Genomic DNA, 22,126 nt, shown 5'->3' on the forward strand with positions numbered 1-22,126 from the left:
GCCTTTGGCGTGCGAGGCTTTCCCCCTTGGACCCGCGGGGGCCTCCGGGCTATCTGCGGGATCGAGGGGAGCCCCGCTACGGGGCATCGGACGGGAGAGTTTCGATGGAAAAATGCGAGACGAAGACAAGCCTGCGCAGCTTTCGCGCGGCATTGCCCGGGACGGTGGGGCTGGTGCCGACCATGGGCGCGCTCCACGAGGGGCACCTGAGCCTGGTGCGCCGCGCCCGGGCCGAGAACGACCACGTGATCGCCACCATCTTCGTGAATCCCACGCAGTTCGGACCCAACGAGGATCTCGACACCTATCCCCGCGCGGCCGAGGCCGACCTTGCGCTCTTGCGGGCCGAGGGCGTCGACGCCGTCTTCACCCCCGCCCCGGCCGAGATGTACCACCCCGACGCGCAGACCGTCGTCGAGACCACGCAGCTGGCGAAGATCCTGATCGGTCGCCTGCGGCCCGGCCATTTCCGGGGCGTGGCCACGGTGGTCACGAAGCTGTTCAACATCTGCCAGCCCGACGCCGCCTATTTCGGCGAGAAGGACTACCAGCAGTTGCAGGTGATCCGCACCATGGTGCGCGACCTCGACATCCCCGTGCGCATCGAGGGCGTGCCCACCATGCGCGAGGCCGACGGGCTGGCCATGTCGTCGCGCAACCTGCGCCTGACGCCCGAGGCGCGGGCCGCGGCCCCTGCCCTGCATGCCGCGCTGTCGGCCGTCCAGGGACGACCCGGCCTGTCGGTGGGGCGGATGCGCAAGCTTCTGCGCGAGATCCTGGAGCGGGCCGAAGGCGCCGAGATCGCGTCGATCGACATCCGCGACGCCGCGACCCTGGCCCCCGTGACCGGCACGCCCGATGAGCCGGTCGTGGTGCTTCTGGCCGTTCGCTTCGGTCCCGTGCTACTGATCGACAACCGCGTCATAGCCCCCGTGAAGGACCGCCCATGAGCTCAGAGCCGCAAAAGCCCGTCCGCCGCATCACCGCGCCGCAGATCGCCGCCCGCAAGGGGGGCGAGCCCATCGTTTCGCTGACCTCGTACCACGCGCACACCGCGGCGATCGTGGACAAGCACGCCGATTTCATCCTGGTGGGCGACAGCCTGGGGATGGTGATGCACGGGATGGAGACGACCGTGGGCGTGCCCATGGACCTGATGATCATGCATGGCCGCGCCGTGGTGCGCGGCACCCAGCGGGCGCTGATCGTCGTCGACATGCCCTTCGGCAGCTACGAGGAAAGCCCCAACGTGGCCTTCCGCAACGCCGCCACGATCATGAAGGAAACCCAGTGCGGCGCGGTCAAGCTTGAAGGCGGCGCGCGCATGGCCGAAACCATCCACTTCCTCACCCAGCGCGGTATCCCGGTGATGGCCCATATCGGCCTGACCCCGCAATCCAGCCACACGCTGGGCGGCTTCAAGACGCAAGGCCGGGACGAGGACAGCTGGCCCCTGCACATCCAAGACGCTAAGGCGGTAGCCGAGGCCGGCGCCTTCGCCCTGGTCGTCGAGGGCGTGGTCGAGCCGCTGGCCGACCAGATCACCCAGGCCGTGGACATCCCGACCATCGGCATCGGCGCGTCGAAGAACTGCGACGGGCAGATCCTGGTACTGGAGGACATGCTGGGCCTGGGCGACCGCCCGCCGAAATTCGTGAAGGTCTACGGCAACCTCGGCGCCGAGATCGAACGCGCGGTGTCGGCCTACGCGGGCGAGGTGCGCGACCGCAGCTTCCCCACCGACGACCAGGTCTACAAGACCAAGCCGCCGCAGGGCTGATTGACCGGACGGCGACCGCACTAGGTTTACCCGGGCTAACGACTGATGACCCGGGAGGCCTTATGTATCGACGTTCTTTCCTTGCCCTCGCTTCTGCCGCGACCCTGTCGGCCTGTGTACCCGGCCCGCGCGCCAACCCGCTCAGCCGGGCCGAGGCGCGCAACCTGCGCTTCAACGACATCACCGTGAACACCGGCGGCACCGCCTACCTGACGAACGCGGCGGGCGAGTATCGCAACCAGCTGGCGCCCACGCTCGAAGCCGAGCTCAGGCAGGAATTCAGCGACCGGATCGGCGCCGACGGCACCGCGCAGATCATCGTGGACATCTCGCGCCTGAACCTCGCCGACAGCTTCCGCACCGCCACCGGCGGCGATCAATCGCGGCTGACCGGATCGGTGCGGATCGTCACCGGCGGCGCAACGGTGGCGAGCTACCCGCTCGACGTGACGGCCGGCGAAGCCGCCGAGACGCGCACCGGCGTGCTGATCGGCGCCGCGATCAACTCGCGCGCGCGATTCTTCCGCCGCCTGACCGACAGTTTCGCCGCCGAGACCTATCAGCTGGTCACCGCCTGATCCGATCCGCCAGCGGGCGCGGGCGCACTGCCCTAGCGCAGCAGCGCGACCGCCTCCCATGGCTCGAGCGTCACGCGGCCTTGCAAGCCCCTCCGGGCCACGTGGGTGTGAACGACGGGCCGGCCCGATCCGCACAGGGCGTCGGGCAGCTCGAGCGTTTGCGCCTCGCCCGTCAGATTGACCAGAACCGCCAGCCTCTGTTCGCGCCAGCCGCGAGTGAAGGCGAAGACGGCCGGATGATCCTCCAGGTAGGCCTGGAAGCCGCCGTGGATCAGCACCGGCAGCTCGCGCCGCAAGCCGATCAGGTGCCGGTAGAAGGCGAACAAGCCGTCCGGGTCGGCCCGGTCGGCGGCGACGTGCACCTCGCGGCTGTTGGGGTTCAGCGGCAGCCACGGCGTCCCGGCGGTGAAGCCGGCGCCCGGCCCCCCATCCCATTGCATCGGCGTCCGGGCGTTGTCGCGGCCGTTCAGGTTCACGCCCTCCATGAATTCGGCATGGGTCAGGCCATTCGCCATGAATCCCTCGTACTGGCCATGCGCCTCGAGGTCCTCAACATCGGCCAGCGACGCGGCGCGGGTGTTGATCATGCCGATCTCCTCGCCCTGGTAGACGAAGGGCGTGCCGCGCAGCAGGTGCAGCATCGCCGCCAGAGCCTTGCCCGACGCGATCCGTCCCACGCCGTCGTCGCCGTAGCGCGAAATGTGGCGCGGCAGGTCGTGGTTCGACAGGAACAGCGCATCCCAGCCGTATTCGCGCAGGTGGGTCTGCCACGCCGTGATTTCGCGCTTCAGCATCAGGGGCGTGACCTCGCGCGGGCGGAACTTGTGGAATTGCGGGTCCCAGCCCAGCTTCACGTGGTCGAAGTGAAACATCATGGCCAGCGGCGTCGCGTCCGCGACGTATTGCAGGACGGTGTCGCGGCTGACGGCCCAGCTTTCGCCCACAGTCAACAGGTCGCGCCCTTTCAGCACGCGGTCGTGCATCTCGCCGAGCCGGTCCCAGATATGCGGCCCCTCGTCGAACAGGCCGCGATCCACGTCCTTGCCGATCAGGTCGATCACGTCCATGCGGAAGCCCGCGATGCCGCGGTCGATCCACCATTCCATCATGGACCAGATCCGGTCGCGCAGGTCCGGGTTGTCCCAGTTCAGGTCGGGCTGGCCGGGGCTGAACAGGTGCAGGTACCACCGGTCGACCGCCGCAACATAGGTCCAGGCCGGGCCACCGAAGATGGCGCGCTTGTCGGTGGGAGGCAGCCCGCCCGGCCGTCCTTCGCGCCAGATGAACAGGTCATGCTCGGGGGCGTCGCGCGATGCGGCAGCCGCCTTGAACCAGGCGTGCTCGTCCGAGCAGTGGTTGACCACAAGGTCCATGACGATGCCAATGCCGCGGTCACGTGCCTCGGTCACCAGCCGGTCGAAATCGTCGAGCGTGCCGTATTCGTGGTGAATCGCCTGGTAGTCGCTGATGTCGTAGCCGTTGTCGCGCTGGGGCGAGGCATAGACGGGGCTGAGCCAGATGAACCCGACCCCGAGATCGGCCAGGTGGTCCAGCCGCGAGATGATGCCCGGGATGTCGCCGACCCCGTCGCCGTCACTGTCGCAGAAACTGCGCGGGTAGATCTGGTAGCCAACCGCGCTTTTCCACCACGGTGACGCAACGTTATTTCCTGCGCCCGCCGCGGTTGCCGGAGCGCCATTCGGCCCGCTGACGCCGTGGTTCTTCGCTCGCTCGAAGGTGGTCACTGCTTCTTGCCCCTCAAAATACTTCGGTTTTCTTATTAATCCGGAATGCCTTGCGGCATTGGTCGGAATCGCCAACGGACGGTGTGTCCCGCTCCGCCGGTCCACATGGTTCTGATGCCGAGAAAGTCCCGCAGCTCGCCGCATCTTCAAGGCGGCAACCGAGTTATTCGCCGCTGACACCATGGCCGAACACGCACCCTGCCGCCGTCTATCGACCGTCGCAGCGCTTTACGGGACGGCTGCTACCTCTTTAGGTTGATAGGTGATTATCTGTTGCCGAGTAGTTTCCCGGGATTTCGATCTATGACTTTTACCGAGATCGCGCACGCCCTCAAGCTGGCCGAAGCGCAACTGTCCGCTGCGCTGCGCGACTCGACATCGGCTCGCACCCATGCACGCCTGCTGCGCCGGGTGGCCGAGTTGACGGACGCCGCCGAAAGGCACGAGCCCGAGAGCACCGCCGAACTGCGCGACATGGTCGCCTTTTTCGTGCGCCGATCCAGCCGACAATACCAGGACGTGTCCGACAGCCGCGATCTCGACATCGCGCTGAGACTGTCGAACCGGCTGAGCGCCCTCGACCTGCCACAACGGGCGGGACCGGCCGCCCAGGGGCGGCGCCGTCCGGCAAAGCTGGACTCCAGTGTCGCCGACCCGGACGAGCTGGCCGCGTTCCTCGCCGCCAGCACCGACCGCATGGTCGCCATCGGACCTTCCAAACGCTACCTGGCGGTCAGCCCGGCCAACGCCCAATTCCATGGCTCGACCCCGGCGCGCATGCTGGACTTGCACATCACCGAGATCATCGGGCTGTCCCGCTACGAGACGCGCGCCGCGCACGCGCTGCGTCGCAGTTTCGCCGGCGAGCCGCAGGTCTATGTCTACCCGCTGCCGGTGCCAGGCAACGGCCCGCGCCTGATCCGCTGCGAGATGGACCCGATCCGCGACCGCATGGATCAAGCCTATTGCACGCTGATGCGGATGACGGACATCACCGACGACGCAGCCGCGGCGCCCCAGAGACCCGCGGCCTAGAGAACGCCCGGCACGACCTGGTCGGGCGGCCGGTGGCCATCGGCGAAGGTCTTGATGTTCAACAGCACCTTCTCGCCCATCTCGAGCCGCCCTTCGCGCGTGGCCGATCCCATGTGCGGCAGGAGGACGACGTTGGGCTGTTCGCGCAGCCGGGGGTTCACCTCGGTCCCGTGCTCGAACACGTCCAATCCGGCGCCCGCGATGGCGCCCTGCTCCAACGCGCGGGCGAGCGCATTCTCGTCGATGACCTCGCCCCGCGAAGTGTTGACCACCACAGCCGAGGGCTTCAGCAGCGCGATGCGCCGGGCATTGAGCAGGTGGAAGGTGCTGGGCGTGTGCGGGCAGTTGATCGACAGCACGTCGATCCGGCTGAGCATGTGGTCGAAACTGTCGTGATAGGTCGCCTCGAGCGCCTCCTCGATGGGGGCGCGCAGGGGGGTGCGGTTATGGTAATGCACCGCCATGCCGAAGGCGCGGGCGCGCCGCGCCACCGCCTGGCCGATCCGCCCCATGCCGAGGATGCCCAACCGACGCCCGGCGATGCGCCCTCCGAGATAGGCATTTGGCGCCCAGCCCTCCCACGCGCCCTGCTGCATCACCGACAATCCTTCGGGGATGCGGCGGGTCACCGCCAGCAGTAGCGCCATGGTCATGTCGGCGGTGTCGTCGACGGTCACGCCAGGGGTGTTGGACACCAGGATGCCACGTTGCCGCGCGGTGGCCACGTCCACATTGTCGACCCCTGCCCCGTAATGCGCGATCAGCTTCAGCCGCGGACCTGCGCGCGCCAGCAGCGGGCCGTCGATCCGGTCGGTGATGGTGGGAACCAGGACATCAGCATCCGCCACAGCGGCAGCCAGCTCCTCGCGCGTCATGGGGGCGTCGGTGTCGCGCAGGCGCACGTCGAACAGCTCGGACAGCCGCGACTCCACCGCCTCGGGCAACCGTCGCGTGACAACAACACTCAGGCGTCCATCTCCCATGCCCGTGGCCTCCGGCTTTCGTTCCGACGTCGTTTGGCGCAAACTGACTGCTAATGGGGCAAGGCACAAGCCGTAAGGCGGCCACCGAAGACCCCGGCAGGACGCGGAACCGTCCAAGGGCAATGGCAGCTCGAGCAGGCAGGCGAATGGCAGCGAAATCGGTGTGGGCGGCATGGGCCGTCGCGGTGCTTCTCCTGGTGGTCGTCACCGGGCAGGTCATGGCACAGAGCCCTCAGAGTCCCCTTCTCGGCGCGTCCGGCCGCGGGCCGGTTACGCAGCTGCCGATGCCGCGCTTCGTCTCGATGAAGGCGACCGAGGGCAACGTACGCCGCGGCCCATCGCTCAGCCACCGGATCGACTGGGTCTATCGCCGCAAGGACCTGCCCTTGATGATCGTGGCCGAGCATGGCCATTGGCGCCGGGTCCAGGATCGCGACGGCCAGGGCGGCTGGGTTCATTACTCGCTGCTGTCGGGGGTCCGCACGGTGCTAGTCGAGGCAGACGAGGCGCCCATGCTGCTGAAACCCGCAGAGGGCACGCCCGAGAACGCCCGGGTTCAGCGCGGCGTGGTCGCTCGCATCGACCGGTGCCTGCCCGAATGGTGCCGGATCCGCGCGGGCGGACATCGCGGCTGGGTGCGCAAGGCGCATCTGTGGGGCGTCGGCCCGAACGAGGTGATCGACTAGGCCCGTCGCGCTTGCCAGCAGGACCTGCCCTGCCCTAAACCCCGGCGCCATGGCACGCCCGAGTCCCGACAGACTGAACCTGCTGGCGACCGGCGCCTCCGTCTCGGTGGCGCTGATCCTCGTCGCGGCCAAGCTCTGGGCCTTCGGGACGACCGGATCGGTGTCGGTGGCCGCGTCGCTGGCGGACTCGGGGCTCGACCTGATGGTGTCGCTCGGCGGGCTGGCGGCGGTGCGCTACGCCCAGCGCCCGCCGGACGATGACCACGCCTTCGGACACAGCTCGGCCGAGGACCTGGCCGCGCTGGGGCAATCGGCCTTCATCCTGGTGTCGGCCGGGGCCATCGCCGCCGTGGCACTGGGGCGGCTGTTCGCCGACACCGAAACGCCGATCGCGAATGCCGGCGGCGGGATCGCCGTGATGATCCTGTCGGTGGCGCTGACCGCGGCGCTGGTCGCGTTCCAGACATGGGTCGCGCGCGAGACCGGCAACCGCGTCGTGCTGGCCGACCGTCTGCATTACCTGGGCGATCTGGTCCCGAACCTGGGCGCGCTGGCGGCGCTGGCGGCGGCGGCCCAGTTCGGGCTCTATGCGCTCGACAGCGTGATCGCGCTGGGCGCGGCGGCAATGCTGGCGATAGGGGCGCTGCGTATCGGCGTGGGGGCTTGGAACGCGCTCATGGACCGGGCCGCCCCCACCCACATGATCCGCGGGATCGAGACGCTGGCCGAGGACTGGCCGGGGATCGACGGGTTCCATGACCTCAAGACCCGGACGGCCGGCAGCCGGGTGTTCGTGAACCTGCACGTGGAAATCCGGGGCGACCTGCCCCTGACCGAAGCGCACGATATCGGCGCCGCCCTGCGGCGGGCCATCGTCGACCGCTATCCGAATGCAGACGTTATCATCCACAAGGACCCGGTGCGAACGAAGAAGGCCCCGGACAATGCCGGGGCCTGAAGCTTGCAAATTGCGATGGCGTCAGATGATCAGTGCACGCTGACCGGCGCCATGTCGTTCTGCCGCGCCACGGTGAACGCCAGCGAGCGGTCGGCCACCAGCGCCAGGCGATCGCCGTCGGCATTGTGCACGGCGTAGATCTCGTCCAACTCGCCCGCCTGCTCGCGCAGTTCCTCGGGCAGGTCCGACACCGATACCGGGCGGACGTAGACGATATTGTCCTCGGACGCGTTGTGATCGATCAGTCCGGCAAATTCTTCGGTCATTCTTCACCCTCCTTCTGGGTCCGACGGGACGGCTTGGTGCTGGACGCCCCCCCGATGGGGATAGTGCGGACGATGCTGTCCTGCGGCGCACGCTCCAGATCCAGGTGCAACAGCCCATGGCTGAGCTTGGCACCCGTCACATCAACGCCGTCCGCCAGCACGAAGGTCCGTTGGAACTGCCGCGACGCGATGCCGCGATGCAGGAACACGCGATCGGCCTCCGGTTCGGACTGGCGTCCGCGCACCACCAGTTGCCGGTCCTCGACGGTGATGGACAGGTCGTCCTCGCCGAAACCGGCCACGGCCAGCGATATGCGGTAGGCCCGCTCGCTCACCTGTTCGATGTTGTAAGGGGGATAGCCGCCGGCATCCGTCTTCGCCGTCCGCTCGACCAGCCTTTCCAGCTGCTCGAAGCCCAACAGGAAGGGATGCGATCCCAAAGCCATTTTCGTCATGCCACGTCCTTCGTAAAGCGATCGTGCCTGTGGTACGGCCCCGTGATCGGCGGCCGCTTGCCACAAGATATGGGGGGCGGCGGGCGCGCTCGCAAGGGGCGCTTGCCCGGCCCGCGCAAATGGCGCACTCTGCGTCCATGAACGGCCCGCCCCCGAAAAACCCCCTGCGCATGGACGAAGAGCAGGTGCTCCGCGTCCGGCTGGAGGTGCTCAAGCGCGAGCACCGGGACCTCGACGATTCTGTCCGCGCGCTGCAGGACAAGGGCACCGCCGACATGCTGACGCTGCAGCGGCTCAAGCGGCGCAAGCTTGCCCTGAAGGACCAGATCGCCGCGATCGAGGACCGCATCTTCCCCGACATCATCGCCTGATCGCCGCAACCGCGCGGACGGGTGCAGCACACGGGCCCCTGCCCCGCCGCCTCCGGAATATTTTGCGACCTGCAAGGCCGGGACGCACGCCATTGGCCGCCGAAGCCCTTGCCCCTTCATCTTTCCCGAAATACCTCGGGGGTGCGGGGGCTGGCCCCCGTCCTGTTTGCCAGTTTGCGAGGACAGCGGCCCATGACACCACCCGTCGGCATCATCATGGGCAGCCAGTCCGACTGGCCCACCCTGCGCGAAGCGGCCGAGATCCTGGACGCGCTTCAGGTGGGATACGAGGCGCGCATCGTCTCGGCCCACCGCACGCCGGACCGGCTGTGGGACTATGGCCGCGGGGCCGTGGACCGCGGGTTGCAGGTCATCATCGCGGGCGCCGGGGGGGCCGCGCACCTGCCCGGCATGATGGCGTCGAAAACCCGCCTGCCGGTGATCGGCGTGCCCGTACAGACCCGCGCGCTGTCGGGTGTCGATTCGCTCTATTCCATCGTGCAGATGCCCAAGGGCTTCCCGGTGGCGACCATGGCGATCGGGGCCGCGGGCGCGGCCAATGCCGGGCTGATGGCGGCCGGCATTCTCGCCCTCGGCGATCCGGCCCTGGCCGAAAGGCTGGACGCCTGGCGCCGCGCGCTGTCCGACTCGATCCCCGAGGAGCCGCAAGATGACTGACGCCCTTCCCCCCGGATCGACCATCGGCATCCTTGGCGGCGGCCAGCTGGGCCGGATGCTGTCGGTGGCCGCCAGCCGCCTGGGCTACAAGACCTGCATCTTCGAGCCGGCGGGCGACTGCCCCGCCTCCCACGTGGCGAATTTCCACCTGAAGGCGGGATACGACGACGCCGAGGCGCTGGCCCGTTTCGCAGAGGCGACGGATGTCATCACCTACGAGTTCGAGAATATCCCCACCGACGCGCTGGATATCCTCGAGCGGCATCGCCCCATCCGGCCCGGCCGCGAGGCCCTGCGCGTGAGCCAGGACCGGCTGGTCGAGAAGGACTGGCTGGCTGATCTGGGCCTGACCCCCGCGCCCTACGCCGACGTGCCGGACCGCGCCGCGCTGGACGATGCGCTCGCCCGGATCGGCACGCCCGCGATCCTGAAGACCCGGCGCTTCGGCTATGACGGCAAGGGGCAGGCGCGGATCGACAGCCCCGGCGACGCCGACGAGGCGCTCGGCTCGATGAACGGGGCGCCCGCGGTCCTGGAAGGCTTCGTGGCGTTCCAGCGCGAGATCTCGGTCATCGCGGCGCGCGGACTGGACGGCGCGGTCGCCTGCTACGATCCGGGCGAGAACCTGCACGAGGGCGGCATCCTGCGGCGCACCACCGTGCCCGCCGCCATCCCCCACGCGCTGGCCACTGACGCGGTGCTGCTGGCCGCGCGCATCCTCGGGGCGCTGGACTACGTGGGCGTCATGGGGATCGAGCTATTCGTGACCGACAGCGGCCTCGTGGTGAACGAGATCGCCCCGAGGGTGCATAACTCGGGCCACTGGACCCAGAACGGCGCCACGATCGACCAGTTCGAGCAGCACATCCGCGCCGTGGCGGGCCTGCCGCTGGGCGACGGGAGCCGACATGGAGACATCGAGATGGAGAACCTGATCGGCGACTATTCGGACGCGCTGCCAGGGATCCTGGCGGACCCGGCCGCCGCGCTGCATCTTTACGGCAAGGCCGAAGCGCGGCCGGGCCGCAAGATGGGCCACGTGAACCGCCGCCGTTGAGGCCCGCCTGACCTTACAGGTTCGACCGGTCGAACGAGCCGTCCTTCAGGAAGGCTATGACCTGCGCGATGACCAGCGGGTTCACCATCATGAAGGTGTGGGTGACCGGCAGCACGATGTGGTCGTCCATGCCCGCGATGCGGGTGGACGCGACCGAGACCTTGCCGTCATCCGGTCCCTCGATCAGCGTCGAATAGAGGGGGTTCAGCGACCGGTCCCCGGCGATCACCCCAAGCTCGAACCGCGGCAGGTCCAGCCGGTTGGGATAGCTGCCCGCGCCCGTGCCCAGCTGCAGGCCCGCCTCGCCGTTGATCCACTCGAACGGCCCTAGCTCGCCGAAGACGTCCACCAGTTCGCTGCCCTGGTTGGGCGGTCCCAGCATCACGACGCGGCCCATCTTGGCCGGGCGATTGTCCTCCAGCCAGGCGCGCACGAGGATGCCGCCCATCGAGTGGGTCACGAAATGCACGCGCCGGTCGCCACAGGCGGCCACGGCTTTCGGCACGATACCCGACACCAGCGTCTCGATCGGGGCCTCGGTCGAAGGATAGCCCGCGTTGACGGTGCCGTAGCCTTCCAGCCGCAGGGCCTCGGCCATGACCAGCATCGACGCGCTGGTGCGCGCCAGACCGTGCAGCAGCACCACGCATTCACCGTTGGCCGCCCGGTGTACCGGCGACACATTGCCCTGCGCCACGCCGAGGGCTGGCACCAGGGCCAGGAGAAGAATGATGATGAACCGCATGGGTGGCAGATAGGCGCGACGCCGGGCGATACCAGTGCGGATCAACCTCGCCGGCCCACGAGGCCCAGGGCGATCCCGCCGACCACCAGGCCCGACGCCACGACGAGCCGCAGGCCCACGGGCTCGGACAGGATCAGCGCCCCGCCCAGCACGGCGATCACCGGCACGCTCAACTGCCACAGCGCGGCGCGGGTGGCGCCCAGTTGCGGCACCACCGCGTACCACAGCGCATAGCCCAACCCCGACGTGACCGCGCCCGACACCAGGGCCAGCGCCACGCCGCCTGCGTCCAGCGACAGGGGTGCGGGACCCAGCGCCATCGCGACCAGAGCCAGCGGCACCGCCCCGAGAAACGCCGCCGCCGTGGCGGAAATCGGGTCCGACACGCCGCGCCCCAGCAGCGAATAGATCCCCCAGCCGACCGCGGCCGCCGCCATGGCGAGCCCGTGGATAAGCGAGACGCCCCCGCTCCCGCCCGGCCAGAACATCAGGGCAAGCCCCGCCAGCGCCAGCGCGGACCCGGCCCAGCGCCGCGCCGGAACCGCGTCGCCCGAGAGGATCGCGCCGGCGAACATGGTGACCTGCACCCCGCCGAACAGGATCAGCGCGCCGGCGCCCGCGTCGAGCCGACCGTAGGCGAGGGAAAACCCGATGACGTAGACGGCAAGCATGACCGCGCCCGGACCGCGCAGTCGCCGCAGCCAGTCGCCGCGCCGAAGCGCGGTGGCTATGGCGCCCAGGACCACGGCGCCCGCCAGCACCCGCAGGGCGGCAAAGCTCAGCGCGTCGTTGCCGCCGCCCAGCAGGGCGGCGCGGTTCAGGACCGAGTTGGCGGCGAAGGCCACCATGACCAGCAGGGTGAGAAGCGTCAGGCGCATGTCATCCCCTCAACGGTGCAAAATGCCGCGGGCGCGGACGCCCGGCGCGGCACGCTCGGTCATCACTGGTCTGCAAAGACTCACTCCAACGCTCACAAAAAACAGGGGGCCCCGAAACCGAGGCCCCCCGCCCTGCAGATGCAGGCAAGATCTTCGATCCGAAGATCTCTTACATCATGCCGCCCATGCCGCCCATGTCGGGCATGCCGCCACCGGCACCGGCGCCTTCCTTCTGCGGCTTGTCGGCCACCATCGCTTCGGTGGTGATCAGCAGGCCGGCGATCGAGGCGGCGTCCTGAAGCGCGTGACGCACGACCTTCGCGGGGTCGATGACGCCGAACTTGAACATGTCGCCGTATTCCTCGGTCTGGGCGTTGAAGCCGAACTTCGGATCGTCCGATTCGCGGATCTTGCCCGCGACGACCGAGCCGTCGACGCCCGAGTTCTCTGCGATCTGGCGCAGCGGCGCTTCGAGCGCTTTGCGGACGATCGAGATGCCGATGTCCTGGTCGCCGTTCTCGCCCTTCAGGCCGTCGAGCGCCTTGGCACCCTGCACCAGGGCAACACCGCCGCCGACCACGACACCTTCCTGAACCGCGGCGCGGGTGGCGTTCAGCGCGTCGTCGACGCGGTCCTTGCGCTCCTTCACCTCGACCTCGGTCATGCCGCCCACGCGGATGACGGCCACACCGCCGGCCAGCTTGGCCACGCGCTCTTGCAGCTTCTCGCGGTCGTAGTCGCTGGTGGTTTCCTCGATCTGGGTGCGGATCTGGCTGACGCGCGCTTCGATCTCGGACTTCTCACCGGCACCGTCGACGATGGTGGTCTCGTCCTTGGTGATCGACACTTTCTTGGCGGTGCCAAGCATGTCCATGGTGACGTTTTCCAGCTTCATGCCCAGGTCTTCGCTGATGACCTGACCGCCGGTCAGGATCGCGATGTCCTGCAGCATGGCCTTGCGGCGATCGCCGAAGCCCGGCGCCTTCACGGCAGCGATCTTCAGGCCGCCACGCAGCTTGTTCACCACGAGGGTGGCCAGCGCTTCGCCTTCAACGTCCTCGGCGATGATCAGCAGGGGCTTTTGCGACTGGATGACCGACTCGAGCAGCGGGACCATGGGCTGCAGCGACGAGAGCTTCTTCTCGTGCAGCAGGATCATGCAGTCGTCCAGTTCGGTGATCATCTTGTCGGGGTTGGTCACGAAGTAGGGCGACAGGTAGCCGCGGTCGAACTGCATGCCTTCCACGACGTCGGTCTCTGTCTCGAGGCCCTTGTTCTCCTCGACGGTGATGACACCCTCGTTGCCGACCTTCTGCATCGCGTCGGCGATCTGGCGGCCGATCTCGCTCTCGCCGTTGGCCGAAATGGTGCCGACCTGGGCGACTTCGTCCGAGTTCTCGACCTTGCGGGCGGCGGCCTTGATGGCCTCGACGACCTTGGCGGTGGCGAGGTCGATACCGCGCTTGAGGTCCATCGGGTTCATGCCGGCGGCGACCGACTTCATGCCTTCCTTGATGATGGCCTGGGCCAGCACGGTGGCGGTGGTGGTGCCGTCGCCGGCCTCGTCATTGGTGCGGGAAGCGACTTCCTTCACCATTTGAGCGCCCATGTTCTCGAACTTGTCCTCGAGTTCGATTTCCTTGGCGACCGAAACACCGTCCTTGGTGATGCGGGGCGCGCCGAAGCTCTTCTCGATGACGACGTTGCGGCCCTTGGGGCCCAGCGTAACCTTGACCGCGTTGGCCAGGGTGTTCACGCCCTTGAGCATCTTGTCACGGGCGGAAGTGTCGAATTTGACGTCCTTGGCAGCCATGATGACTCCTCTCTGACTTTATCTGGTGTGGATAGATCGAAGAAACGGGTCGCTTAGGCGATGACGCCCAGGATGTCCGATTCCTTCATGATCAGCAGTTCTTCGCCGTCCAGCGTGATCTCGGTGCCCGACCACTTCCCGAACAGGATCTTGTCGCCTTGCTTGACGTCCATGGCGACGCGCTTGCCGTCCTCGTCACGGGCGCCGGCGCCCACGGACACGACTTCGCCCTCGGCGGGCTTTTCCTTGGCGCTGTCGGGGATGATCAGACCGCCCTTGGTCTTCTCGTCGCTTTCGACACGGCGGACCAGCACGCGGTCATGCAGGGGGGTAAATGCCATCTCTGAACGCTCCTCTGAGTTCATTGTTGTTCGCGTTGGCACTCACTAAGGTCGAGTGCTAACGGACGCTGAGATAGGCACCGCGAGCGGCCCTGTCAACTGGATCGGGGTGCTGAAAATGCGGGGGCTAAAACTGGGCCCGTCGCCCGAAAAATCATTTGTTTTCCGCGCCTAGTGCCCGGTTCTTCGCGCACATGGGCCAGGAGATGCAAGCCCGCACGCCATGTTTTTTCTTGCGCGGTCACAGACCCCCGGGAGAAACTGAAGAACCGAACCCGGGAGGCATCCATGAAACACCTGGCCGTCGCACTCGTCGCGCTGTGCCTCGCATCGCCGGTCGCCGCGCAGGACAGCTACACGGTGACCTTCGACGCGGGGGATTACGGCACGATGATCGAGGGCGAGATCACCGGCAACGCCTACGCCGACTACCGCCTGGCCGCCGCTGGCGCGCAGACCATGTTCGCCGAACTCGAACTGGCCGAGACCGACGGTTACGGCAGCGTGTATTTCAACATCCTGCCGCCCGGCAGCGACGACGTGGCGATCTTCATCGGCTCGACCGAGGGGCGCACGGTGCAACTGACGCTTCCCGAGGACGGGACCTATACCCTGCGCGTCTACCAGATGGGCAACGACCGCGACGCGGGCGCGACGAGCGCGTTCCGCGTGGACCTGTCGATCCAGTAAAGCGGCCGCGCCTGCCGGCTAGTCGTTGATGTCGGTATCCCAGCGCTTCACCTGTCCGCGCCGCACGCCAAGGACCCGGCGCAGCGCAATCCACGCGACAAGCGACGCCGCCGCGAAGACCACGAGGGTGACGAAAACCGACCCGCCCAGCCAGCCGAGCCACAGCGCCCCGGCCACCACCAGCGCGCCCAGGGCGAACCCCAGGAGGATGAAGGTCGGAATCACGAGCTCCAGCAGGGCCAGCAGACCGCCCGCCACGATCCAGACCCACCATTGGTCCCACAATCCCATCAGCCGCGCCCCTTCAAAAGCTTGAAGGCGTCGCCGAACGCCTCGAGCGCCTGCGCGGGCACGACGATCGTCTGTTTGCCGGTCCCCTGCCCCAGCGCCTGCAGGGCCTCGACCTGTTTCAGCGCGACCTGGTACTGCGCGGCCTCGAGCCCGTTCTTGGCGATGGCGGCGGCGACGACCTGGGTCGCATAGGCCTCGGCATCGGCCGACACGCGGCGCGCCTTGGCCTCCTGCTCGGCGGCGTAGAGCTCGGCATCGGCGGCCAGCTCGACGGCGCGTTTCTGGCCCTCGGCCTCGGTCACGGCAGCGCGGCGGGCGCGCTCGGCGTTCAGCTGTTGCAGCATGGCCGCGCGGGTGGCTTCGTCGAGATTGACGTCCAGCACCTCGGCGCGGGTGACCTCGATGCCCCAGTCGTCGACCATCATCTCGACCTGCTCGCGCACCTTGCCGATCAGCTCGGATCGGTTGGACTGCACCTGGTCCAACTCGATCTTGCCGATTTCGCTGCGCACGATGCCGGCCACCGTCGTCGCGATGGCGCCATCCACGTCGCGAATGCGGTAGACGGTCTTCTCCGGCTCGGTGATACGGTAGAAGACGCTGGTCTCGACCTTCACCAGCACGTTGTCGGCGGTGATCGCGTCCTGTTCGGCGTTGGGCAGCTGGCGTTCCAGGATGCTGATCTTGTGCGCCACGCGATCGAGAAAGGGCACGATCAGGTTGATCCCCGGTCCCAGCACGCTGCGCAATCGTCCGAACCGCTCGATCACGAATTTCTGGCTCTGCGGGACGATCTTCACGCCCTTCAGAACCGTGACGACCAGCAGGACGGCAACGATCAGCAGGACCGCGTTCTCGCCGATCAGGGAAAAGAGAATGTCTTCGACGCTCACGGCTATTGTCCGATTTGTGAAATAATCAGCCCTTCCTAGACGCTTCTGATGTCAGAAATATGGTGTTTCTGCCATTCGGGCTGAGGTCGTAAAGACCTGTGCCTATCCGGTCGAACCAGCCGTGGTGGTTGTCCCGCATCATTCGCGTGGCCTGTTCGACCCCTGTCGCGCGCGCGACCGCGGCGCCCTTTGCCGGGCCGTGTCCGGCCAGGAAACGGGCGCAGGCCAGCGCGTCCTGCCGGTAGGCGGTCATCAGGCCCTGCCGCGTTCCGCCACCGACATTCGGGTCCCCTTCCAGCCGGGCGAACTCGCGCAACAGCCGGCCCCTGCGCCGGGGCAGCTTGCGCGGGGTGTAAGGCGCCGGGTCGCAATGCACGCAGACCAGGTCACCGCGCACGGTGATCAGGCCCAGTCCCAGCCGACGGCACAGCCGCAGTTGCGCCTTTGGAACCCCGCCCTTCTTCCACGGCACTGCCAGGTAGACCCAGTCGCTGATCGCCTGCCGGTCGACGCCCTGGTTCACCAGCGACAATGAGAACCCCAGCTTCATCTCGACCAGCACCGGGTCCTCGTCTCCGCGGCAGGCCACGAGGTCGACGGCGGCGATCTCGCCCTTCACCTCGTAGCCCTGCGATTGCAGGAAGGCCTTCAGGGGCGGGTAGAGATCGGTCTCGCGCGCGGGCATGCACCCGGTCTAGCGCAGGCGCGGCGCGGGGGGAATCGCGGATCGGCCAAGGTCCCGTGACAAGGGGCACGCGGCCCCCTATACACGCGCCGCAAACGGCATTTCACAAGGGAAGATCCCCATGAGCACCCTGGTTTTCGGCCACAAGGCCCCCGACACCGATTCGACCGGATCGCCGATCCTGTGGGCGTGGTACATGAACGAGGTCCTGGGACATTCGGCCGAAGCGGTCCTGCTGGGCGAGCCCAACACCGAGGCCGCGTGGCTGCTGAAGAAATACGACCTGCCGAAGCCGCGGATCATCGACGATGTCGAGGACGGCCAGCGCGTGGTGATCGTCGACACCAACAACCCGGCCGAGCTTCCTGCCAACATCGCGAATGCCGACATTCGCCGCATCATCGACCACCACCGCCTGGTGGCCGGCCTGTCCACCAAGGGCCCCATCGACATCACGGTGAAGCCGCTGGCCTGCACCGCGACCATCATGCACGAGCTGATGGGTGACGATGCCGCCAAGATGCCCGAATGGGCCAAGGGCACGATGCTGGCCTGCATCCTGTCCGACACGCTCGCCTTCCGCTCGCCCACCACGACCGACACCGACAAGGCCCTGGCCGAATCGTTGGCGTCGGACCTGGGCGTGCAGGTCGAGATCTTCGCCTCGGAAATGTTCGCGGCGAAGTCCGACGTGTCGGCCTTCTCGGATGCAGAATTGCTGCGCATGGACAGCAAGGAAGCCGAGATCGACGGCAAGACCTTCCGCGTGAGCGTGCTGGAAACCACGTCGCCCGACCAGGTCCTGTCGCGCAAGGACAGCCTGATGAGCGCCATGGACACCGTGGCCAAGGAAGACGGCGTCGACCAGGTTCTGCTGTTCGTGGTCGATATCCTGAAAGAGGAAGCCACGATGCTCCTCCCCAACGACATGGTGCGCAGCATGGCCGAGAAGAGCTTCTCGACGGTCTGCGGCGATGCCGATTACGTGGTCCTGCCCGGCATCATGTCGCGCAAGAAGCAGATCATGCCGAACCTCACGCTGTAAGCCGGCCACGCCTCACGACACGGACGAACCGGCGCGCGGGCCCTCCGCCGCCGGTTTTTTCGTGGGGCCTCGGCCTGTTGCCTGGTCCGGGCACCCTCCCCCCGCCTTCCCATTCCGCGCGCCGCGTGCCAAGGCTTGGCGCGACCGAGCAAGCGAGGCCCCCATGACCCAGATCATCACGTCCCTGTCGCAGATCCAGGACGATTACGACGCGCTGTTTTGCGACCTGTGGGGCTGCGTCCATGACGGGGTCCGGGCCTTGCCCGCCGCGGTGGCGGCGCTTCAGGCGTTCCGCGCCGCCGGCGGCACGGTCGTGCTGCTGACCAATGCGCCGCGCCCCCGCGCCTCGGTGGCCGAGCAGATCGCCGGCATGGGCGTGCCGGACGACGCGTGGGACACCATCGCCACCTCGGGCGACGCGGCGCGCAGCGCCATGTTCACCGGTGCCGTGGGCTCCAAGGTGTATTTCATCGGCGAGGGCCGTGATCACCCGTTCTTCGAGCCGCTCAACATCGTGTCCGACCCCGTGGACATCAGCATGGTCCCGATGGCCGAGGCCGACGGCGTGGTGGTCACCGGCCCGTTCGATCCCAACCAGCCGCCCGACGTCCTGCGGCCGCAACTGCTCGAGGCGAAGACGCGCGGACTGAAGATGCTGAACGCGAACCCCGACATCGTCGTGGACCGGGGCGACCACCGGGAATATTGCGGCGGCGCGGTGGCGCAGCTTTACGAGCAGATGGGCGGTACGGTCCTGTCCTTCGGCAAGCCGCATCCGCCGGTCTACGACCTCGCCCGGCGCCGCCTGGCCGAGCTGGGCGACGGCGTGCCGGACGAGCGGATATTGGCCGTGGGCGACGGCATCGCCACGGACGTGAAGGGCGCGCTGCTGGAGGGGCTGGACGTCCTGTTCGTCAGCGGCGGGCTGGCCGCGGCCGAGACCGCGACGAATACGGATCCCGATCCGGCCAAGCTGGAAAGCTACCTGAACGAGCACCAGATGAACCCGCCCTACACAATCGGCTACCTGCGCTGATCGGGGCGCCATTCCGGCATTTCAGACCTTTGTCCCGGTGCGGCAGCCCCGCGGGGGCTTGCCTTTTCGCATCCGCGGCGTAATTAAGTTGCGCAATGGACGTAAAGTGCGTTATTTGATTGCGCGCCCGATTTTCAAACACGGAAGGGACCTTGGCCATGCTGGACCACACGACGATCAGCACGATCTTCATCGAGGACATGAAGGTGGGCCAGATGCGCGCGCTGGAGAAGAAGATCACCGACCGCGACATCGAACTGTTTGCCGAGGTATCGACCGACAAGAACCCCGTTCACCTGGACGACGCCTATGCCGGCGGTACGATGTTCAAGGGGCGTATCGCACACGGAATGCTGACCGCGGCGCTGATCTCGGCCGTCGTGGGCGAACAGCTGCCCGGTCACGGCACCGTCTACCTGCGGCAGAACATGGCATTCCTTGCGCCCGTCCGCCCCGGCGACACCGTGCGGGCCGAGGTCGAGGTGCTCGAGATCGACCGCAAGCGCAATCGCGTGAAGCTCGCCACGCGCTGCCTGGTGGGCGAGACGCTGGTGCTGCGTGGCGACGCGCTTGTCATGGCGCCGTCGCGCAAGGCCTGACCCCGGCCAAGGGACGCGGACCTGCGACCGGGCCGACCCTTGCGGTCGGCCTGCGCCGCCGCTATCCGCAGCCCTATGCGGATCCTTCGTGACATCGCCGCCATCCCCGACGACGCGCGCGGCGCCAGCGCGGCGATCGGCAATTTCGACGGGGTGCATCGCGGCCACCAGGCGGTCATGTCCATCGCCCGCGACCGCGCGCGCGACGCTGGCGTGCCTTTCGGGATCGTCACGTTCGAGCCGCACCCGCGCGAGGTCTTCGCGCCGGACGCCGACCCCTTCCGCCTGATGAACGCCGAGGCGCGGGCCCACCGGCTGGAAAAGCTGGGGGTCGATATCCTGTATGAAATGCCCTTCGACGCGCGGATGATCGCGCGCACGCCCGAGGCGTTCGCGCGCGAGGTGCTGTCGGACGGGCTCGGCCTTAGCCACGCGGTCACCGGCGCGGATTTCCGCTTCGGCAAGGGGCGCGCGGGGGACGGCGCGGCCCTGGAAGCCCTCGGCGCGCAACTGGGCTTCGACGTGACGCTGGCCAGCCTGCTGCGCGAACAGGGCGACGGGATCTCGTCCACCCGTATCCGGCAGGCCCTGAGCGACGGCGATCCGCGCCTGGCCGCCACGATGCTGGGCCACCTGCACCGGATCGAAGGCCCCGTCCTGCACGGCGAGAAGCGCGGGCGCCAGCTGGGATACCCCACCGCCAACATGTCCATGGACGGGCTGCACCTGCCGCGTTTCGGCGTCTACGCGGTGGCGGTCGATATCACCACCGGCCCCGACCGGGGCAGCTATGGCGGCGTCGCGTCGCTGGGCGTGCGGCCCATGTTCGGTGTGAACACCCCCAATCTCGAAACCTTCCTGTTCGACTTCAAGGGCGACCTCTACGGCCAGCACCTGTCGGTGGGGCTGGTCGAGTTCCTGCGCGGCGAGGAACGCTTCGACGGGATCGAGGCCCTGATCGAGCAGATGGACCGCGACAGCGACCGCGCGCGGGCGGTGCTGGCATGAGCGATCCGATCCGCCGCAGCGTCGGGCGCCCCCGCTTCTGGGAACGCTACCCGCTGGACGAGCTGTCCAAGGCCGAGTGGGAGGCGCTCTGCGACGGCTGCGGGAAGTGCTGCCTCAACAAGCTCGAGGACGAGGACACGGGCGAGGTCGCCCTCACCCGCGTGGCTTGCCGCCTGTTCGACGACGCCACCTGCCGCTGCGCGCAATACGACATCCGTACGCAGTTCGTGCCGGAATGCGTCGTCCTGACGCCCAAGACCCTACCGGACGCCGCCTACTGGATGCCGCGCACCTGCGCCTACCGGCTGCTGCACGAGGGCAAGCCGCTTTACGACTGGCACCCGTTGATCTCGGGCGATCCACAGACGGTGCATGACGCTGGCGTTTCGGCCCAGCACATGACCGTGCCCGAGTTCGAGGTGCCCGAGGAAGACTGGGAAGACCACATCATCGAGGAGCCCACCTGATGCATTTCGCGTCCGACAATTCCGGTCCCGCGCACCCGAAGGTCATGCAGGCGCTGATGGAGGCCAATGACGGCTATCGCATGCCCTATGGCGCGGATGCCGAGATGGCGGCGGTGCGCGACCGCATCCGCGAGGTGTTCGAGGCGCCCGAGGCGGCCGTCTACCTGGTCGCGACCGGATCGGCCTGCAACGCGCTGATCCTCGCGACGCTGTGCCAGCCGTGGCAGGCCGTCTTCTGCTCCGAGGTCGCCCATATCGAGGAGGACGAATGCGGCGCGCCCGAGTTCTTCACCGGCGGGGCGAAGCTGGCGCTGGTGGACGCGCCCGACGCGATGATGACGCCCGAAGCCCTGCGCGCCCGCATCGACCGGACGGACCAGGGCGTGGTCCACGGCGTGCAGCGCGGCCCGGTCTCGCTGACCACGGTGACGGAACGCGGGACGGTCTATTCGCTGGATCAACTGCGCGGGCTGGCGGGCGTCGCCAAGGACTACGACCTGCCGGTGCACCTGGACGGCGCGCGCTTTGCCAACGCGCTGGTGACCGCCAACCACAGCCCCGCCGACATGACCTGGCGCGCGGGGATCGACGCGGTCAGCCTCGGCGGCACCAAGAACGGGCTGCTGGGGGTCGAGGCGGCGGTCTTCTTCGACCCCGCCCACGCGTGGGAGTTCGAGCTGCGGCGCAAGCGGTCGGGGCACCTGTTCTCCAAGCACCGCTATCTCAGCGCGCAGATGCTGGCCTATCTGACGGATGACCTGTGGCTTGAAACCGCGCGCGCCGCGAACGCCGCCTGCGCGCGGCTGGTCGCGGGCCTGCGGGCGCTGGACCATGTCGAGCTGCGGCATCCGCCGCAGGCCAACATGATCTATTGCGCGTTCCCGCGCGGGCTGCATCGCAAGGCGAAAGAGGCCGGCGCGCAGTTCTATTCGTTGGGCGCGCTCGACGGCGACGATGACGAGATGCTGGGCGCACGGCTGGTCTGCGACTGGTCGGCCAGCGACGAGAACACCGACCGCTTCCTTAAGATCCTCGGCGCCTGA

At 67.9% G+C, this 22,126-nt stretch carries 27 protein-coding genes; 16 read left to right on the forward strand and 11 right to left on the reverse strand.

Annotated features, from left to right (window positions below; genetic code table 11):
* The first annotated feature begins 104 nt into the window (after nt 1-104).
* The 3 genes from panC (at nt 105) to BMX96_RS15035 (ending at nt 2,358) form a co-directional block, all read left to right on the forward strand.
* The gene (panC, locus tag BMX96_RS15025; protein WP_091846233.1) at nt 105-950 is read left to right on the forward strand and encodes a pantoate--beta-alanine ligase; all 846 of its coding nucleotides are present in this window, start codon (nt 105-107) and stop codon (nt 948-950) included.
* Nucleotides 947-1,780 (forward strand): 3-methyl-2-oxobutanoate hydroxymethyltransferase, encoded by an 834-nt coding sequence (panB, locus tag BMX96_RS15030; RefSeq protein ID WP_091846234.1) that lies wholly within the window; start codon nt 947-949, stop codon nt 1,778-1,780. Before panC ends, panB begins: the two co-directional genes overlap by 4 nt.
* Nucleotides 1,781-1,842: 62 nt before the next feature.
* Nucleotides 1,843-2,358 carry a hypothetical protein gene (locus BMX96_RS15035; RefSeq protein WP_091846235.1) on the forward strand — a complete coding sequence of 172 codons (516 nt, stop codon included), beginning with the start codon at nt 1,843-1,845 and terminating at the stop codon, nt 2,356-2,358.
* A gap of 32 nt (nt 2,359-2,390) precedes the next feature.
* Here the strand turns inward: BMX96_RS15035 and BMX96_RS15040 are convergent, their stop codons facing one another.
* Nucleotides 2,391-4,103: an alpha-glucosidase gene (locus BMX96_RS15040; RefSeq protein ID WP_236737091.1), complete on the reverse strand. Its 1,713-nt coding sequence runs from the start codon at nt 4,101-4,103 to the stop codon at nt 2,391-2,393.
* A 303-nt stretch (nt 4,104-4,406) separates the two neighbouring features.
* Here BMX96_RS15040 and BMX96_RS15045 point away from each other — a divergent pair, with 303 nt between their 5' ends.
* A complete protein-coding gene (locus BMX96_RS15045; protein ID WP_091846236.1) occupies nt 4,407-5,138 on the forward strand; it encodes a hypothetical protein in 732 nt (243 codons plus the stop codon).
* On the opposite strand, the gene BMX96_RS15050 is transcribed toward BMX96_RS15045, so the two are convergent.
* The gene (locus BMX96_RS15050; RefSeq protein ID WP_091846237.1) at nt 5,135-6,121 is read right to left on the reverse strand and encodes a 2-hydroxyacid dehydrogenase; all 987 of its coding nucleotides are present in this window, start codon (nt 6,119-6,121) and stop codon (nt 5,135-5,137) included. The two genes, BMX96_RS15045 and BMX96_RS15050, sit on opposite strands and share 4 nt — an antisense overlap.
* 218 nt (nt 6,122-6,339) lie before the next feature.
* On the opposite strand from BMX96_RS15050, the gene BMX96_RS15055 reads away from it, so the two are divergent.
* Complete coding sequence (locus BMX96_RS15055; RefSeq protein ID WP_091846290.1) at nt 6,340-6,807, forward strand: SH3 domain-containing protein; 468 nt, start codon at nt 6,340-6,342, stop codon at nt 6,805-6,807.
* Between the two features lie 49 nt (nt 6,808-6,856).
* Complete coding sequence (locus BMX96_RS15060; RefSeq protein ID WP_091846238.1) at nt 6,857-7,765, forward strand: cation diffusion facilitator family transporter; 909 nt, start codon at nt 6,857-6,859, stop codon at nt 7,763-7,765.
* Between the two features lie 29 nt (nt 7,766-7,794).
* On the opposite strand, the gene BMX96_RS15065 is transcribed toward BMX96_RS15060, so the two are convergent.
* Entirely contained in the window at nt 7,795-8,031 is a 237-nt protein-coding gene (locus BMX96_RS15065) for a DUF1150 family protein (RefSeq protein WP_073129002.1), read from the reverse strand.
* Nucleotides 8,028-8,486 (reverse strand): Hsp20 family protein, encoded by a 459-nt coding sequence (locus BMX96_RS15070; protein WP_091846239.1) that lies wholly within the window; start codon nt 8,484-8,486, stop codon nt 8,028-8,030. The genes BMX96_RS15065 and BMX96_RS15070 overlap by 4 nt, the downstream gene beginning before the upstream one ends.
* 137 nt (nt 8,487-8,623) lie before the next feature.
* On the opposite strand from BMX96_RS15070, the gene BMX96_RS15075 reads away from it, so the two are divergent.
* The 3 genes from BMX96_RS15075 to BMX96_RS15085 all read left to right on the forward strand — a co-directional run bounded on the left by BMX96_RS15075 (nt 8,624) and on the right by BMX96_RS15085 (nt 10,592).
* A complete protein-coding gene (locus BMX96_RS15075; RefSeq protein ID WP_073129000.1) occupies nt 8,624-8,857 on the forward strand; it encodes a YdcH family protein in 234 nt (77 codons plus the stop codon).
* Nucleotides 8,858-9,049: 192 nt separating this feature from the next.
* Nucleotides 9,050-9,535: a 5-(carboxyamino)imidazole ribonucleotide mutase gene (purE, locus tag BMX96_RS15080; protein WP_091846240.1), complete on the forward strand. Its 486-nt coding sequence runs from the start codon at nt 9,050-9,052 to the stop codon at nt 9,533-9,535.
* The gene (locus BMX96_RS15085) at nt 9,528-10,592 is read left to right on the forward strand and encodes a 5-(carboxyamino)imidazole ribonucleotide synthase (protein ID WP_091846241.1); all 1,065 of its coding nucleotides are present in this window, start codon (nt 9,528-9,530) and stop codon (nt 10,590-10,592) included. Before purE ends, BMX96_RS15085 begins: the two co-directional genes overlap by 8 nt.
* A 13-nt stretch (nt 10,593-10,605) precedes the next feature.
* Here the strand turns inward: BMX96_RS15085 and BMX96_RS15090 are convergent, their stop codons facing one another.
* The 4 genes from BMX96_RS15090 to BMX96_RS15105 form a co-directional block, all read right to left on the reverse strand.
* Nucleotides 10,606-11,337, reverse strand: coding sequence for an alpha/beta fold hydrolase (locus BMX96_RS15090; protein ID WP_091846242.1), 732 nt, complete (start codon nt 11,335-11,337; stop codon nt 10,606-10,608).
* Between the two features lie 41 nt (nt 11,338-11,378).
* Entirely contained in the window at nt 11,379-12,215 is an 837-nt protein-coding gene (locus BMX96_RS15095) for a DMT family transporter (protein ID WP_091846243.1), read from the reverse strand.
* A gap of 169 nt (nt 12,216-12,384) precedes the next feature.
* Complete coding sequence (gene groL, locus BMX96_RS15100) at nt 12,385-14,028, reverse strand: chaperonin GroEL (RefSeq protein ID WP_091846244.1); 1,644 nt, start codon at nt 14,026-14,028, stop codon at nt 12,385-12,387.
* 53 nt (nt 14,029-14,081) lie between these two features.
* Nucleotides 14,082-14,369: a co-chaperone GroES gene (locus BMX96_RS15105; protein WP_073128995.1), complete on the reverse strand. Its 288-nt coding sequence runs from the start codon at nt 14,367-14,369 to the stop codon at nt 14,082-14,084.
* A 288-nt stretch (nt 14,370-14,657) separates the two neighbouring features.
* Here BMX96_RS15105 and BMX96_RS15110 point away from each other — a divergent pair, with 288 nt between their 5' ends.
* Nucleotides 14,658-15,059, forward strand: a complete 402-nt coding sequence (locus BMX96_RS15110) for a hypothetical protein (protein WP_091846245.1) — start codon at nt 14,658-14,660, stop codon at nt 15,057-15,059.
* 18 nt (nt 15,060-15,077) lie between these two features.
* Here the strand turns inward: BMX96_RS15110 and BMX96_RS15115 are convergent, their stop codons facing one another.
* Genes BMX96_RS15115 through BMX96_RS15125 form a run of 3 tightly spaced genes read right to left on the reverse strand, consistent with a single transcriptional unit; the run spans nt 15,078 to nt 16,928 of the window.
* On the reverse strand, nt 15,078-15,350 hold the full coding sequence (locus BMX96_RS15115; protein ID WP_091846246.1) for an NfeD family protein: 273 nt from the start codon (nt 15,348-15,350) through the stop codon (nt 15,078-15,080).
* Nucleotides 15,350-16,243, reverse strand: coding sequence for an SPFH domain-containing protein (locus BMX96_RS15120; RefSeq protein WP_175481759.1), 894 nt, complete (start codon nt 16,241-16,243; stop codon nt 15,350-15,352). Before BMX96_RS15120 ends, BMX96_RS15115 begins: the two co-directional genes overlap by 1 nt.
* A 25-nt stretch (nt 16,244-16,268) precedes the next feature.
* Nucleotides 16,269-16,928 carry a DUF2161 domain-containing phosphodiesterase gene (locus BMX96_RS15125; protein WP_091846247.1) on the reverse strand — a complete coding sequence of 220 codons (660 nt, stop codon included), beginning with the start codon at nt 16,926-16,928 and terminating at the stop codon, nt 16,269-16,271.
* Nucleotides 16,929-17,049: 121 nt separating this feature from the next.
* Between BMX96_RS15125 and BMX96_RS15130 the strand changes: the two genes are divergently transcribed.
* The 6 genes from BMX96_RS15130 to BMX96_RS15155 all read left to right on the forward strand — a co-directional run bounded on the left by BMX96_RS15130 (nt 17,050) and on the right by BMX96_RS15155 (nt 22,126).
* On the forward strand, nt 17,050-17,973 hold the full coding sequence (locus BMX96_RS15130; RefSeq protein ID WP_091846248.1) for a manganese-dependent inorganic pyrophosphatase: 924 nt from the start codon (nt 17,050-17,052) through the stop codon (nt 17,971-17,973).
* A gap of 163 nt (nt 17,974-18,136) precedes the next feature.
* Nucleotides 18,137-19,009 carry a TIGR01459 family HAD-type hydrolase gene (locus BMX96_RS15135; RefSeq protein WP_091846249.1) on the forward strand — a complete coding sequence of 291 codons (873 nt, stop codon included), beginning with the start codon at nt 18,137-18,139 and terminating at the stop codon, nt 19,007-19,009.
* 158 nt (nt 19,010-19,167) lie between these two features.
* Nucleotides 19,168-19,608 (forward strand): MaoC family dehydratase, encoded by a 441-nt coding sequence (locus BMX96_RS15140; protein ID WP_073128988.1) that lies wholly within the window; start codon nt 19,168-19,170, stop codon nt 19,606-19,608.
* 75 nt (nt 19,609-19,683) lie between these two features.
* Nucleotides 19,684-20,616 carry a bifunctional riboflavin kinase/FAD synthetase gene (locus tag BMX96_RS15145; RefSeq protein ID WP_091846250.1) on the forward strand — a complete coding sequence of 311 codons (933 nt, stop codon included), beginning with the start codon at nt 19,684-19,686 and terminating at the stop codon, nt 20,614-20,616.
* Nucleotides 20,613-21,083: a YcgN family cysteine cluster protein gene (locus BMX96_RS15150; RefSeq protein WP_091846251.1), complete on the forward strand. Its 471-nt coding sequence runs from the start codon at nt 20,613-20,615 to the stop codon at nt 21,081-21,083. Before BMX96_RS15145 ends, BMX96_RS15150 begins: the two co-directional genes overlap by 4 nt.
* Nucleotides 21,083-22,126 carry a threonine aldolase family protein gene (locus BMX96_RS15155; RefSeq protein WP_091846252.1) on the forward strand — a complete coding sequence of 348 codons (1,044 nt, stop codon included), beginning with the start codon at nt 21,083-21,085 and terminating at the stop codon, nt 22,124-22,126. The genes BMX96_RS15150 and BMX96_RS15155 overlap by 1 nt, the downstream gene beginning before the upstream one ends.

The sequence above is a fragment of the Palleronia pelagia genome, assembly GCF_900110115.1.
Classification (GTDB): Bacteria; Pseudomonadota; Alphaproteobacteria; order Rhodobacterales; family Rhodobacteraceae; genus Palleronia; species Palleronia pelagia.

Coding starts and splice junctions, on each gene's coding strand:
- BMX96_RS15125 (WP_091846247.1), bottom strand. CDS start 16,928: ATGCCCGCGCGCGAGACCGATCTCTACCCGCCCCTGAAGGCCTTCCTG.
- BMX96_RS15110 (WP_091846245.1), top strand. CDS start 14,658: ATGAAACACCTGGCCGTCGCACTCGTCGCGCTGTGCCTCGCATCGCCG.
- BMX96_RS15115 (WP_091846246.1), bottom strand. CDS start 15,350: ATGGGATTGTGGGACCAATGGTGGGTCTGGATCGTGGCGGGCGGTCTG.
- BMX96_RS15130 (WP_091846248.1), top strand. CDS start 17,050: ATGAGCACCCTGGTTTTCGGCCACAAGGCCCCCGACACCGATTCGACC.
- BMX96_RS15090 (WP_091846242.1), bottom strand. CDS start 11,337: ATGCGGTTCATCATCATTCTTCTCCTGGCCCTGGTGCCAGCCCTCGGC.
- BMX96_RS15135 (WP_091846249.1), top strand. CDS start 18,137: ATGACCCAGATCATCACGTCCCTGTCGCAGATCCAGGACGATTACGAC.
- BMX96_RS15085 (WP_091846241.1), top strand. CDS start 9,528: ATGACTGACGCCCTTCCCCCCGGATCGACCATCGGCATCCTTGGCGGC.
- groL (WP_091846244.1), bottom strand. CDS start 14,028: ATGGCTGCCAAGGACGTCAAATTCGACACTTCCGCCCGTGACAAGATG.
- purE (WP_091846240.1), top strand. CDS start 9,050: ATGACACCACCCGTCGGCATCATCATGGGCAGCCAGTCCGACTGGCCC.
- BMX96_RS15095 (WP_091846243.1), bottom strand. CDS start 12,215: ATGCGCCTGACGCTTCTCACCCTGCTGGTCATGGTGGCCTTCGCCGCC.
- BMX96_RS15150 (WP_091846251.1), top strand. CDS start 20,613: ATGAGCGATCCGATCCGCCGCAGCGTCGGGCGCCCCCGCTTCTGGGAA.
- BMX96_RS15050 (WP_091846237.1), bottom strand. CDS start 6,121: ATGGGAGATGGACGCCTGAGTGTTGTTGTCACGCGACGGTTGCCCGAG.
- BMX96_RS15070 (WP_091846239.1), bottom strand. CDS start 8,486: ATGACGAAAATGGCTTTGGGATCGCATCCCTTCCTGTTGGGCTTCGAG.
- BMX96_RS15035 (WP_091846235.1), top strand. CDS start 1,843: ATGTATCGACGTTCTTTCCTTGCCCTCGCTTCTGCCGCGACCCTGTCG.
- panB (WP_091846234.1), top strand. CDS start 947: ATGAGCTCAGAGCCGCAAAAGCCCGTCCGCCGCATCACCGCGCCGCAG.
- BMX96_RS15055 (WP_091846290.1), top strand. CDS start 6,340: ATGGCACAGAGCCCTCAGAGTCCCCTTCTCGGCGCGTCCGGCCGCGGG.
- BMX96_RS15060 (WP_091846238.1), top strand. CDS start 6,857: ATGGCACGCCCGAGTCCCGACAGACTGAACCTGCTGGCGACCGGCGCC.
- BMX96_RS15140 (WP_073128988.1), top strand. CDS start 19,168: ATGCTGGACCACACGACGATCAGCACGATCTTCATCGAGGACATGAAG.
- BMX96_RS15145 (WP_091846250.1), top strand. CDS start 19,684: ATGCGGATCCTTCGTGACATCGCCGCCATCCCCGACGACGCGCGCGGC.
- BMX96_RS15045 (WP_091846236.1), top strand. CDS start 4,407: ATGACTTTTACCGAGATCGCGCACGCCCTCAAGCTGGCCGAAGCGCAA.
- BMX96_RS15075 (WP_073129000.1), top strand. CDS start 8,624: ATGAACGGCCCGCCCCCGAAAAACCCCCTGCGCATGGACGAAGAGCAG.
- panC (WP_091846233.1), top strand. CDS start 105: ATGGAAAAATGCGAGACGAAGACAAGCCTGCGCAGCTTTCGCGCGGCA.
- BMX96_RS15065 (WP_073129002.1), bottom strand. CDS start 8,031: ATGACCGAAGAATTTGCCGGACTGATCGATCACAACGCGTCCGAGGAC.
- BMX96_RS15105 (WP_073128995.1), bottom strand. CDS start 14,369: ATGGCATTTACCCCCCTGCATGACCGCGTGCTGGTCCGCCGTGTCGAA.
- BMX96_RS15155 (WP_091846252.1), top strand. CDS start 21,083: ATGCATTTCGCGTCCGACAATTCCGGTCCCGCGCACCCGAAGGTCATG.